This window comes from Dickeya ananatis (assembly GCF_019464615.1).
In the GTDB taxonomy this organism is placed as follows: domain Bacteria; phylum Pseudomonadota; class Gammaproteobacteria; order Enterobacterales; family Enterobacteriaceae; genus Dickeya; species Dickeya oryzae.
Genome location: NZ_CP040816.1, coordinates 2,096,423 through 2,108,620, shown reverse-complemented (window position 1 = coordinate 2,108,620; position 12,198 = coordinate 2,096,423). Strand labels below are relative to the sequence as shown.

Annotated in this window: 14 protein-coding genes and 1 other annotated feature; of the genes, 2 read left to right on the top strand and 12 right to left on the bottom strand. The window is 53.0% G+C overall.

The genetic code is table 11. From position 1 onward, the window contains the following. The first annotated feature begins 11 nt into the window (after window positions 1-11). Window positions 12-296 (top strand): integration host factor subunit beta, encoded by a 285-nt coding sequence (gene ihfB / locus FGI04_RS09220; protein ID WP_012884945.1) that lies wholly within the window; start codon window positions 12-14, stop codon window positions 294-296. Window positions 297-484: 188 nt separating this feature from the next. Here the strand turns inward: ihfB and FGI04_RS09215 are convergent, their stop codons facing one another. The 10 genes from FGI04_RS09215 to hisL form a co-directional block, all read right to left on the bottom strand. Then, window positions 485-1,135 carry a hypothetical protein gene (locus FGI04_RS09215; protein WP_407336601.1) on the bottom strand — a complete coding sequence of 217 codons (651 nt, stop codon included), beginning with the start codon at window positions 1,133-1,135 and terminating at the stop codon, window positions 485-487. 216 nt (window positions 1,136-1,351) lie between these two features. Next, window positions 1,352-1,966 (bottom strand): bifunctional phosphoribosyl-AMP cyclohydrolase/phosphoribosyl-ATP diphosphatase HisIE, encoded by a 615-nt coding sequence (gene hisIE / locus FGI04_RS09210; protein WP_342700650.1) that lies wholly within the window; start codon window positions 1,964-1,966, stop codon window positions 1,352-1,354. After that, the gene (hisF, locus tag FGI04_RS09205) at window positions 1,960-2,736 is read right to left on the bottom strand and encodes an imidazole glycerol phosphate synthase subunit HisF (RefSeq protein WP_342700651.1); all 777 of its coding nucleotides are present in this window, start codon (window positions 2,734-2,736) and stop codon (window positions 1,960-1,962) included. Before hisF ends, hisIE begins: the two co-directional genes overlap by 7 nt. After that, window positions 2,718-3,455, bottom strand: a complete 738-nt coding sequence (gene hisA / locus FGI04_RS09200) for a 1-(5-phosphoribosyl)-5-[(5-phosphoribosylamino)methylideneamino]imidazole-4-carboxamide isomerase (RefSeq protein ID WP_342700652.1) — start codon at window positions 3,453-3,455, stop codon at window positions 2,718-2,720. The genes hisF and hisA overlap by 19 nt, the downstream gene beginning before the upstream one ends. A 6-nt stretch (window positions 3,456-3,461) precedes the next feature. After that, a complete protein-coding gene (gene hisH / locus FGI04_RS09195) occupies window positions 3,462-4,052 on the bottom strand; it encodes an imidazole glycerol phosphate synthase subunit HisH (protein ID WP_342700653.1) in 591 nt (196 codons plus the stop codon). Beyond that, a complete protein-coding gene (gene hisB, locus FGI04_RS09190; RefSeq protein ID WP_038926416.1) occupies window positions 4,052-5,119 on the bottom strand; it encodes a bifunctional histidinol-phosphatase/imidazoleglycerol-phosphate dehydratase HisB in 1,068 nt (355 codons plus the stop codon). Before hisB ends, hisH begins: the two co-directional genes overlap by 1 nt. A 14-nt stretch (window positions 5,120-5,133) precedes the next feature. Beyond that, window positions 5,134-6,204 carry a histidinol-phosphate transaminase gene (gene hisC / locus FGI04_RS09185; RefSeq protein WP_407321336.1) on the bottom strand — a complete coding sequence of 357 codons (1,071 nt, stop codon included), beginning with the start codon at window positions 6,202-6,204 and terminating at the stop codon, window positions 5,134-5,136. Further along, window positions 6,201-7,511 (bottom strand): histidinol dehydrogenase, encoded by a 1,311-nt coding sequence (gene hisD, locus FGI04_RS09180; RefSeq protein ID WP_407273536.1) that lies wholly within the window; start codon window positions 7,509-7,511, stop codon window positions 6,201-6,203. Before hisD ends, hisC begins: the two co-directional genes overlap by 4 nt. A gap of 4 nt (window positions 7,512-7,515) precedes the next feature. Beyond that, window positions 7,516-8,415, bottom strand: a complete 900-nt coding sequence (hisG, locus tag FGI04_RS09175) for an ATP phosphoribosyltransferase (RefSeq protein ID WP_407336600.1) — start codon at window positions 8,413-8,415, stop codon at window positions 7,516-7,518. A gap of 63 nt (window positions 8,416-8,478) precedes the next feature. Beyond that, window positions 8,479-8,599: a sequence feature (His leader region), on the bottom strand. Further along, complete coding sequence (gene hisL / locus FGI04_RS09170; protein WP_107768459.1) at window positions 8,575-8,622, bottom strand: his operon leader peptide; 48 nt, start codon at window positions 8,620-8,622, stop codon at window positions 8,575-8,577. It overlaps the preceding feature by 25 nt. A gap of 195 nt (window positions 8,623-8,817) precedes the next feature. Here hisL and FGI04_RS09165 point away from each other — a divergent pair, with 195 nt between their 5' ends. After that, on the top strand, window positions 8,818-9,639 hold the full coding sequence (locus FGI04_RS09165; protein WP_342700670.1) for an SDR family oxidoreductase: 822 nt from the start codon (window positions 8,818-8,820) through the stop codon (window positions 9,637-9,639). Window positions 9,640-9,779: 140 nt separating this feature from the next. On the opposite strand, the gene FGI04_RS09160 is transcribed toward FGI04_RS09165, so the two are convergent. Together FGI04_RS09160 and FGI04_RS09155 are read right to left on the bottom strand one after the other, a co-directional pair. Next, window positions 9,780-11,741: a methyl-accepting chemotaxis protein gene (locus FGI04_RS09160; RefSeq protein ID WP_342700656.1), complete on the bottom strand. Its 1,962-nt coding sequence runs from the start codon at window positions 11,739-11,741 to the stop codon at window positions 9,780-9,782. 319 nt (window positions 11,742-12,060) lie between these two features. Further along, complete coding sequence (locus tag FGI04_RS09155; protein WP_434964885.1) at window positions 12,061-12,183, bottom strand: hypothetical protein; 123 nt, start codon at window positions 12,181-12,183, stop codon at window positions 12,061-12,063. Window positions 12,184-12,198 lie beyond the last annotated feature (15 nt).

Below are 12,198 nucleotides of genomic sequence, written 5' to 3'. Positions count from 1 at the left end.
TTGGAGGAATCATGACCAAGTCTGAACTTATCGAAAGACTTGCTGGACAGCAATCTCATATCCCGGCCAAGGTGGTTGAGGATGCCGTGAAGGAGATGCTGGAACAGATGGCCACAACACTGGCTAGCGGTGATCGCATCGAAATCCGTGGGTTTGGCAGTTTTTCACTCCACTACCGTGCACCGCGTGTGGGGCGTAATCCGAAAACGGGTGAGAAAGTGGAACTGGAAGGCAAATATGTTCCTCATTTCAAACCGGGTAAGGAATTGCGCGATCGCGCTAACATTTATGGCTGATTAGTCAGCCATGACGCCTGTTTGATAGATAGCACCCAATCAATCGGGTGCTATTTTTTTGCCTAATGAAACAGCCTATTGTTGTTATTTGCGCATGTAGCCTGAAGAGGAATACAAAGGCTCTTTCTGACTACTATGGACGGAATACGGGACGGTGCTTTTCCCTCAGGAAATAAGCTTGATATACCTTATTTCGTCAGTAATACATAAGCGATAATCGGGGTTACGCTTTTTTGTTTCAGGTAATTGTTGAACACATTACCCAGCCCCATACCACGGTATTCCTTGTCACATTCTCCGCTGGCTACGGCTGCCTTACCTTTTTCACCTAAAATAAAGCTACCGCCACCTTCTTGTTTGACAGGGCAATGATGGCGTGTGACAAAGTCTTCATAGAGCCATCCTTCTTTCGGTGTACTGAATTGAATCAGAATACCGACTTTTTCTTTGGATAACGATTTCTGGGTATAAGAGTACTCCAGCGTCAGCTTGCAATCCGTATATTGCTGTGTGCAAGGTAACGCGGTTAATCCGTTGGCTTCAAAGGTGCGATATTCCGCCAGTGGCATGGCGTGATACCAGTATTTGGTATTCCGGGTTGTGCTCTGTGGCGTCTCGACTACCGCCTTATTGACCAGTGTCAGTGTGTGAAGCTGTGTATCTTCTTTTACGCTTAACTCACCATTACGGTAAAGCGTCATAATTTGTGTATTGTCTAATCCGTTGCGTTTAAGTACGTTTTCCACCTCAGATGAAGTTGCCTGTGACGGCTGAGAGAAAAGCACTACTGTTGTCGCCAGAATACTTAACGGTCTAACGCGGCTATTGGTAAATTCCATCGTTTGCCCTTATGAGTCATTGATATAAAAAGAAGAATCCTCACAGCACAAGGCTTGTCATCATCGCCTTGTGCTGTGAAGTGCACATTAAGGGCAGGGTAAATAAAGTGAGCTTGATGATACTTGGCTGAAATGCGGGTAGATGCCGTCAGAAGCGGCAATGCCAGAAGAATGAGGAGAAGCCCGTTTTAATAACGTTAAAACGGGCTGGGAAGATTATTTGGTATGACGCTCTTTCAAGCGCTGGATAATGGTCCCTAAATCCAGCTCCTGATCCTGTAACAGCACCAGCAGGTGATAGATCAGATCAGAGGCTTCGTTGGTCAGTTCTTCGCGGTCGTGCACTGTCGCGGCGAGTGCGGTTTCCAGACCTTCCTCGCCAACCTTCTGGGCGATGCGCTTAGTGCCGCTGGCGTACAATCTGGCGGTATAGGAGCTGGTCGGGTCTGCGTGCTTACGCTCTGCCAACAACTGCTCCAACTGGTACAAGAATTGCCACTGAGTTTCAGCCGGATGGAAGCAACTGGTATTGCCGAGATGGCACGTCGGACCGACCGGATTGACCAGAACTAACAGCGTGTCGTTGTCGCAGTCCGGCGTGATCGAAACCACGTTGAGAAAGTGGCCGGAGGATTCCCCTTTGGTCCACAAACGCTGCTTGGTGCGGGAGTAGAAGGTGACGTGACCGGTCTCTTGCGTAACCTGCAACGCATCCTGAGTCATGTAACCCAGCATCAGTACTTCGCCTGAAACGGCATGCTGTACGATGGCAGGCATCATGCCATCGGTTTTTTGCCAGTCGAGCTGGCTTCGTTGTTGTTCGGTTAACACACCCGGATCTCCACGCCTTGTTGCTTAAGGAACTGCTTGAGTTCACCAATATTGATAATTTGTTTATGGAATACCGATGCTGCCAATGCACCGTCCACCCCGGCATCCTGAAATGCATCAAGGAAATGCTGCATAGTGCCAGCACCGCCGGAGGCGATTAACGGTACCTGGCAGACATCGCGCACTTGCCGCAGTTGCGCCAGATCATAGCCGTTGCGCACGCCATCCTGATTCATCATATTCAGCACGATCTCACCGGCACCGCGTTTCTGCACTTCCTGCACCCAGTCAAGGGTTTCCCATTGCGTGACGCGGGTACGCTTTTCATCGCCGGTATATTGGTTGACATGATAACGGCCGGTTTCGGCATCATGCCAGGTATCGATGCCAACAACGATGCATTGTACGCCATAACGATCAGCCAGACGTGAAATTAGCGCTGGGTCAGCCAGTGCTGGTGAGTTGATAGAGATTTTATCCGCACCAAAAGATAGAATTTGCCCGGCATCTTCGACACTTTTGATGCCACCCGCGACGCAAAACGGAATATCGATCACTTCCGCTACGCGAGAAACCCAGCTTTTATCCACCACCCGGCCGTCGGATGACGCGGTGATATCATAAAATACCAGTTCATCTGCGCCTTCTTGTGCGTAGCGTTGAGCCAGGGGCACGATATCACCAATAATCTCATGATTGCGAAACTGTACGCCTTTTACGACCTGGCCGTCACGCACGTCCAGACAGGGAATTATCCGTTTTGCCAGCATGAAATCGCCTCCGTCACGTTGAATTTACCTTCCAGCAAGGCGCGGCCGACAATAACACCACGCACGCCACTATCGCGCAGCGCAGCAATATCTGACAGTGAACCAATGCCGCCAGACGCCTGAAAAGCGACCTGGGGATAGCGAGCACTGATTTCGCGATACAGCTCGACGTTAGAGCCCTGCAATGTGCCATCGCGGGAGATATCGGTACAGAGCACGTGTTTCAGACCGAAGGGCAGGAAGCGTTCCACCGTTTGCTCCAGCGTGATGCCGGAATTTTCCTGCCAGCCGCTGATGGCGATGTTTTTCACACCCTCGGCGTCAATACGCACATCCAGCGCCAGTACCAGTGCGCCAGCGCCGTAGCGGGCGAACCATTGCTGCACTAGCTCAGGCTGCTTTACCGCCGTTGAGCCGATAACTACACGACTGGCACCTGCCGCCAACAGCGCTTCCACATCGTGTTCGGTACGAATGCCACCACCGACTTGTACCGGTACAGAAACCCCGGCCAGCAGTGTTTTCAGCAGTGGGATCTGGCGTGCTGCTGGGTCTTTGGCCCCGGTCAAGTCCACCAGATGTAATACCTGCGCCCCGTGCTGTTGATAGTCTTGCAGCCGTGGAAGCGGGTCGCTGCCGTATTGACGCTGCTGACCATAATCACCCTGATGCAAACGGACCACCTGTCCATCAATCAGGTCTAATGCGGGAATAATCATGTCCGTTTACATCTCCAGAAAATTCTTCAGTAGCTGGGCACCTGCTGCACCAGAGCGTTCCGGGTGGAACTGGACGCCGTAGAAGTTATCCTTCTGTACTGCTGCGGTGAAGGCATCGCCATAATGCGATTGGGCAATGGTACTGGCGCAAACCGGCATGGCGTAACTGTGTACAAAATAAAAGTACGAGCCATCTGGAATATCGTGGAACAGGCGGTGGCCAGCCTGCGATGTCACCTGATTCCAGCCCATATGCGGTAAAGGCAGACCACGGTCCGCCATCTGCACCACGGGGGTATCGATAATGCCTAGCGTATCGATGCCGCCGGTTTCGTCGCTACGGCTGCCCAGTAACTGCATGCCGAGACAGATGCCCAATACCGGTTGGCTACAGGCTTTAATCAGGGCAATCAATTGGCGTTCAGCCAGTTGGTCCATTGCCGCTTGCGCGGTGCCGACCCCCGGCAGAAACAGCTTATCGGCGCGTAATACCACTTCCGGCTCGCGGCTGACCTGCGGCTCATACCCCAGGCGTTTAACCGCATACATCACGGATGACAGGTTGGCGCAGCCGGTATCCAGGATCACCACGTTCATCACAGCACTCCTTTGGAGCTGGGCAGGGTATCACCCTCCACCCGAATAGCCTGGCGCAGCGCACGGCCAAAGACTTTGAACAGGCTTTCGACGCGGTGGTGATCGTTACGACCTTTGGTTTTCAGATGCAGGGTGCAGCCCATCGCGTAAGAGAGCGAGCGGAAGAAGTGCTCGACCATTTCGGTACTCAGGTCGCCGACGCGTTGGTAGTTAAACTCTGCTTTATACTCCAGATGCGGACGGCCAGAGATATCAAGCGCACAGCGTGCCAGGCATTCATCCATCGGCAACACAAACCCGAAACGGCCAATGCCGCGCTTGTCACCCAGCGCTTTGTTCAGTGCTTCGCCTAATGCCAGCCCGGTATCTTCCACGGTATGGTGATCGTCAATATACAGGTCACCTTTTACATCGATATTCAGACGAAAACCGCCGTGGGTGGCAATCTGATCCAGCATGTGGTCGAAGAAGCCGACACCGGTATGGATCTTGCTGCCGCCTTCGCGATCCAGCCACACGTTGACATCAATAGCGGTTTCACGGGTGACCCGGTTCACGTGAGCGTGACGGTCACGTTTGGTCAACTGGGCGGTGATCGCCTGCCAGTTGAGGCCATCGCGTTGATAACGCAGGCCAGTGATGCCCATGTTGTGCGCCAGTTGAACATCGGTTTCACGGTCGCCAATCACAAAGCTGTTGGCGCTATCCATCACGTTGTCTTTCAAAAACGCATCAACCAGCGCGGTTTTCGGTTTCCGGCAGTCACAGTTGTCGCCAGGGAAGTGTGGGCAAATCAACACCCGTTCGAAGCGAATACCTTGTGAGGTGAAAATTTGCATCATCAGGTTGTGCGGCGGATCGAAATCTTCCTGCGGGAAGCTGCTGGTACCCAGGCCATCCTGATTAGTGATCATCACCAGTTTGAACCCGGCTTTTTGCAAGGTGAGCAGTGACGGAATAACATCCGGTTCTAAAGCCAGCTTATCCAGCCGATCAACCTGATAATCCTCGGGCGGCTCGGCAATCAGCGTGCCGTCACGGTCGATGAAAAGATACTTTAATCCCACGGTGCTTCCTCAAATTATGCTGTTGTGCCCGACAATGCCTGCAACGCGCTAATTACGCGCTCGCATTCGTAGCGGGTGCCGATAGAAATACGCAGACAACCCGCCAGACCCGGCTGTTTGTTCTGGTCACGTAAAATAATGCCCTGATCCCATAAGGATTTGAAGACGGCGGGTGAATCGGTGAAACGCACCAGCAGATAGTTACTTTCACTGGCGTATACCGTTTCCACGTTTGGCAGCGTTTTCAACGAGTCGCTTAGCCAGCGGCGATTTTCACTGAGTTCGGCCACGTTGCGTCGCATGGTTGTGATACCGTCTTCACTCAGTGCCTGTGCGGCGATATCCGCAACCGGTAACGCCAGCGGGTAGGGGGCGATCACTTTCAACAGCAGTTGGATAACCTCGGCACTGGCGAGAGTAAAACCGCAGCGCAGACCAGCCAACGCGAAAGCCTTGGACAGGGTACGTAACACTACCTGATGGGGATAGTGGGCCAGCCAGCCAGCTGTTGTCGCTTGCGGGCAAAATTCGATATAGGCTTCGTCGATAGCGACGATAGCGCGGCCACGTGCCAGTTCCAGCAACTGACGTAAATCGTCCGGGTTGACAAGATTGCCGGTCGGATTGTTAGGCGAACAGACGTAAATCACCTTGACGTTATCCAACGCACCTTCAATAGCGGCTAAATCCAGTTGCCAGTCGGTGGTTGCTGGCACGATACGACGTTCCACCCCCAGCGTTTCTGCGCTGACAGCGTACATGCCGTACGTCGGCGGACAGAACAATACTGCGTCTTTACCCGGTTCGCAGAACGCACGGATTAACAGCTCAATACCTTCATCAGCCCCACGGCTAACCAGCACTTGCTCCGGTGCAACACCAGCGTACGCCGCATAACGTTCGATGACTTGTGCCGGCTGGCATTCTGGATAACGGTTGAGCGTCTGCAAGGTAAGCTGATAGTTCGGCGCTTGTGGATACTCATTGGCATTGAGCCACACGTCGCCTTTTCCCCCCAGGCGGCGAGCGGACTGATATGGGGTCAGGCGGCGGACGTTATCGCGGGCCAGATTCTCAATACTCATGCTTGCTCCTTGAGGGCGTTGACGCGCAGGGTAACGGCGTTCTTGTGGGCGGTCAGTTGTTCGGCCTGCGCCATGATCTCAATGGTTGAGGCCAGTCCCAGTAAACCTTGCGGTGACAGCTGTTGTACCGTCATTCGCTTTTGAAAGTCCGCCAGCCCCAAGCTGGAGTAGGTGGCAGTGTAACCGTAGGTCGGCAGTACATGATTGGTACCGGAGGCATAATCACCGGCAGACTCTGGTGACCAGTCACCTAAAAACACCGACCCGGCGCTGGTGATGCGATCGACCAGCGTTTCGGCGTTGCGCGTCTGAATAATCAGGTGCTCTGGGCCGTACTGATTACTGATGTCGATACACTGGTCCAGATCGCGCGCGATAATCACCCGGCTGCTGGCCAGCGCCTGACGGGCAATATCAGCGCGGGAGAGCGTTGCCAACTGACGCTCTACCGCGTCGATCACCGCTTGTGCCATATCGGCATCAGGCGTCAATAGAATCACTTGTGAATCGGGGCCATGCTCGGCTTGCGACAGTAGGTCGGAGGCAACGAAATCCGGCGTGGCACCGCTGTCGGCAATCACCAACACTTCGGACGGACCTGCCGGCATATCAATGGCCGCACCATCGAGCAACTGGCTAATCTGACGTTTGGCTTCGGTGACATAAGCGTTGCCCGGGCCAAAAATTTTATCGACCTTCGGTACGCTATCGGTGCCGAACGCCATCGCTGCGATCGCTTGTGCACCACCCAGTTGAAACACTTCCTGCACGCCGCACAGTTTTGCCGCATACAAAATCTCATCGGCAATCGGTGGTGGAGAGCACAGAATCACACGCTGGCACCCGGCGATGCGAGCAGGGGTTGCCAGCATCAGTACCGTGGAGAGCAGCGGGGCAGACCCACCCGGGATATACAACCCGACGCTGGCAATGGGGCGGGTTACTTGTTGGCAACGTACGCCGGGTTGGGTTTCTACGCTGATTGGCGGAAGCTTTTGTGCGTTATGAAAGGTTTCAATGTTGCGCACGGCGGCTGCCATCGCCTGTTTAATATCGTCGCCCAATCGTGCAACGGCGGCATCAATCGCCTCGGCGGATACGCGCAGGCTGTCGATCTGAACTTTGTCGAAACGGGCACTGTAGTCGCGCAGCGCAGTGTCGCCATCCTTACGCACGGCAGCCAGAATCTCGCCCACAATCGTGCTGATACGGTCAGAGGCAGATATTGCCGGGCGAGTCAGTAACCGGCGCTGTTCCTCTTGCGTGCAGGCTTGCCAGTCAATCAAGGTATCGAAGCGGTTGCTCATGGCATTACTCCATCATCTTCTCAATCGGCAATACCAGAATAGAGCTGGCACCCAGCACTTTCAGTTTTTCCATGGTTTCCCAGAACAGCGTTTCGCTACTGACCATGTGCATGGCGACACGGTTCTGGTCACCTGCCAGTGGCAGAATGGTGGGGCGCTCGGCACCCGGCAGCAGTGCGATCACTTCATCCAGACGTTCGCTGGGCGCGTGCAGCATGATGTATTTGGATTCACGAGCCTGAATAACACCTTGCATGCGGGTTAACAGTTTGTCGATCAACTGCTGTTTCTCCGCTGGCATCTCCCCGTCGCGCTGAATCAGACAGGCCTTGGAGCGATAAATCACTTCCACTTCACGCAGACCGTTGGCTTCGAGCGTTGCACCCGTGGACACCAGGTCACAGATGGCGTCAGCCAGACCTGCGCGCGGCGCGACTTCTACCGAACCATTCAGCAGACAGGATTTGAAGTTAACGCCTTGTTTATCCAGGTATTGCTTGAGCAAGTGCGGATAAGAGGTGGCGATACGCTTGTTTTGCAGACATTGCGGATCGGTGTATTCCTCATCAAGCGGCATCGCCAGTGACAGGCGGCAACCACCGAAATCCAGACGGCGCAGGGTGAAATAGCGTGGGTCTTCCCCCTGAGCACGGCGATTGAGCAACTCTTCTTCCAGCACGTTTTCGCCGATAATCCCCAGGTCAACCACGCCATCCATCACCAGCCCGGGAATGTCGTCGTCGCGTACACGCAAAATATCGATAGGCATGTTTTCGGCAAAGGCGATCAGGCGTTGCTGATGCAGATTGATTTTGATACCGCAGCGGGCCAGTAATTCTCGGGAATCATCGCTCAGGCGGCCTGATTTCTGCATCGCAATACGCAAACGTGTTTTATCCAGCATGTGAACCTCAATTTATCCTGTCTGTGATGCCTGTTAAGCAGGCTTTTTTAAAAAATTCCGGCCAAAAAAAAGCCCCCGGAATCGATCTTCCGGGGGCTTTTTACGCGTTCACCGCCACTGGAAGATCTGAATGTCTTCCAGCACCTATCGCCTGAAAGACTAGTCAGGGTGATGGTGATGATGGTGGTTGAAATTAACGCGTAACATAAATTCGTCTCTATTTTTGTAAACGTAGAGTGGTGTTGTCTGTTGGTTAACCTAAACCATGTTGATGTGATAGCGCAACATTTTTTTACCTGCAGCGTATAAATCACATTGCCGCCAGATGGGCAATAAGGGTACATAATGAAAAACGCAGAGTATTCATCCGAAGAACAATGCCGGGAAGTCAGGAGAACGACGATGAAAAAGATAGCGATAATCGGGCTTGGCTGGCTGGGTATGCCGTTGGCGCTGGCGCTACAGAGCCGGGGATATCGGGTGGTCGGGAGCAAAAGCACCGATGATGGTGTAACAGCGGTGCGTCTGTCCGGTGTGGAGTGTTATCGCCTGTGCCTGACGCCAGATCTGGTGTGTGAGCCGGACGAGCTGGACGCACTGTTGAATGTGGACGCACTGATCATTACCTTGCCGCCGGGCCGGGTTGAACGTGCGGGTGGCGCGTATTTGCAGGCGGTGCAGCAGGTGGTCGATAGCGCTCTGGCACATGGCGTACCACGCATTATGTATACCAGCTCTATTTCTGTTTACGGCGCGGTTAGCGGTAGGGTGAGAGAAAGCAGTCCATTACAGCCAGAAACTGGAACCGGTAAGGTGCTACAGGAACTGGAGCAATGGTTGCATGCGTTGCCTCACACCGAAGTGGACATTTTACGATTGGCTGGATTGGTGGGGAATAATCGCCATCCTGGGCGGTTCCTTGCCGGTCGGCATGATCTGCCAGATGGCAGTCACGGAGTCAATCTGGTCCATCTGGAGGATGTCATTGGGGCAATCATGCTGCTGTTGCAGCGCCCGCATGGTGGACATCTCTATAACCTGTGTGCACCGGGACATCCGGCGAAGCAGGATTTCTACCCGGAACAGGCGCGTTGCATGGGGCTGGAGCCGCCGGAATTTTTATCAGGCGATCCGCTGAAAGCGAGACTGATCGACGGACAACGAATTTGCAGTGAACTGGGATTTGAATATCAATATCCAGACCCGATGACGATGGTGTTTTGATTTAAGCCGGACTATTTTTTCCTGACAATAAATGGTTAGCGGTTGTCGAACGGTATCAACGTCCTATCGTAAAAAAAGCGGCCCGCCAGCGGCGGGCCGTTTGTGTTCATCAGCGTAAATGGCGTCAGAACGTGAGGCGCTTAGAAAGAAGTCCAGTCATCCTGGTGATTTTTAGCGGCAGGTTTTGCTGAGGCTTTAGCAGTAGCAGGCAGCGCCTGCAACGGACGACGTGGATTATTCAGCGCAGGTGCAGGGCGTGATGACGGTGCTGCGGCGTTGGATAACCGGAAGGTGGCCATCAGTTTTTCCAGCAACATGGCTTGCTCTTCCAGCGCATTGGCCGCGGAAGACGACTGCGAAACCAGTGCAGCGTTTTGCTGAGTCGTGCTATCCAGCTCGGTAATGGCTCGGGAGATTTGTTCAATACCCCGGCTTTGCTCTTCCGACGCGGAAGAGATTTCACCCATAATATCGTTAACACGAGATACCGATTTAACGATGCTATCCATGGTTTGTCCTGCTTCGGCGACCAGTGTACTGCCCGCGTTTGTGCGCTCTACAGACTCGGCAATCAGGGCGGCGATATCTTTAGCGGCCTGAGAGCTGCGCTGAGAAAGGCTACGCACTTCGCCAGCCACGACAGCAAAGCCACGGCCTTGTTCACCGGCACGGGCGGCTTCCACCGCTGCGTTTAATGCCAGAATATTGGTCTGGAATGCAATGCTGTTGATGACGGCGGTAATATCGGCAATTTTCCGTGAACTGGCAGCGATATCATCCATCGTTTTCACTACGTTTTGCACCACCTCGCCGCCTTTATGCGCATTTTGGGAGGCATCAGACGCAATCTGGCTGGCATGGCGGGCGTTTTCCGTATTGTTCTTCACCGTTGACGTCAATTCTTCCATGCTGGCGGCGGTTTGCACCACTGCAGCAGATTGCTGCTCAGTTCGGGAGGCAAGATCACTGTTGCCAGCGGCGATATCAGCAGCTGAATGGGTTACATGCGCCACACTGTCACGCACATCGGAAATCATGTGGCGCAGACGATCATTCATGGCCGCCATCGCAGCGGTTAACTTGCCCAGTTCGTCGTGACGATCCACCTCAATGGTGGCTGTCAGGTCACCACTGGCGATACGCTCTGCCAGAGTCAGGTTATGCAAGACTGGGCGGGTAATCTGGCGAATGATATAAACGGCGATCAAAATTCCGATGATGACGGCTATTACGCCAATCAGTAATGTCGCGCTGGCCGAGCCATACGCCAATGCATCATTTTGGTTTTTCACGACCGTAATCAGGGATTTGATCACCGCGCTGCTTTTATCCCCGCCGGTTTTCACCGCATTTTCCGCTTTTTTCAAATCACCCCAGACACGGGCATAGTCTTGATTCAGCGTGGCGTATTGCGAGGTGTATTTCCAGAGCGACTCCGCCAGTTTCTGTGTGTCACCGGTTAATGTTGGCTGTAGGTCTTGATACGTTTTTTGTACTTCCGCATAGCGGCTGGCAAAGGCTTTAGCCGCATCATCGGTGCCAGCAAGTTGTAATTCGTAAGAGAGGTTTTTCAGTGCTTCAGTGGCGTACGCCAGTTCCTCGATACGCTGGTATAACGTGTTATCCAGTTGCTGGCTTTGCAGGCCGTCACGGAAACTTTTAACCGCGTTTTGTGTATTCATCGCACCAATTTGTTTTCTCAGTGCGACAACCTGTTGTGTGGAGGTCGACATATCGGCGACTGATTTCTGGAAATCTACCATGATCTTGTCCAGATCATTGATATAAGCCAATTCGTCGGCGCGCCATGACAGTGTATGTGCGCTTTGAGTCAGTTCGGCCGCGTGTTTAACGAAACCGGTTAACACAGTCTGTGTGCTGTCATCCGGTGTATAGAAATATTTGAGGCGGTTAATTTTGGCCTGAAAAACCTCAATATTGATGTTGTAAATCAGGTTGGTTTTTTCGTAGATATCGCGGATGTCACGAAAACGCATGGCGCTGAGCGTTGAAGCAATTGCTACCAGCAATAACACTACGCCGAATCCCAGGTAGAGTTTGTGAGAGATTTTTGTGTTTTTTATTGCGCTGCTGAACCCCATTGCCATGCTCCTTAAAAGAAATTACCTGAGTGTTGTTATTGATTGGGTGCGGTGAAGGTTGGTGGTTTATCAGAGTCTGCGATTTGCAGTACCAAGTAGTGTGTTATCGGCGGTTGCAGTATGAAGGTTTAGTTGTACTTGCACTGTGTGACCGTTTTTGTGACATCAGGCTATTCATCTGGTGAATTGCCAAAAGAAAGCCAGGCAGTTGACTAAATTAAACGGATTTAATACTGAGGTATTGACGGAGGGATACGGCATGCCAGTGTGTAATGGCCTTGGGGAAACGCCTGTCTGCCTTGGAGTATGAGCTTTATTTTCAAGTCATACTGGTCAACGGCAACGGCAACGGCAACGGCAACGGCAACGGCAACGGCAACGGCAACGGCGACAATGATGATGCCATACCCGCGAAAGGCGGGTACAGGCGCGAGTACGGCATAAGCAAACCACAAGT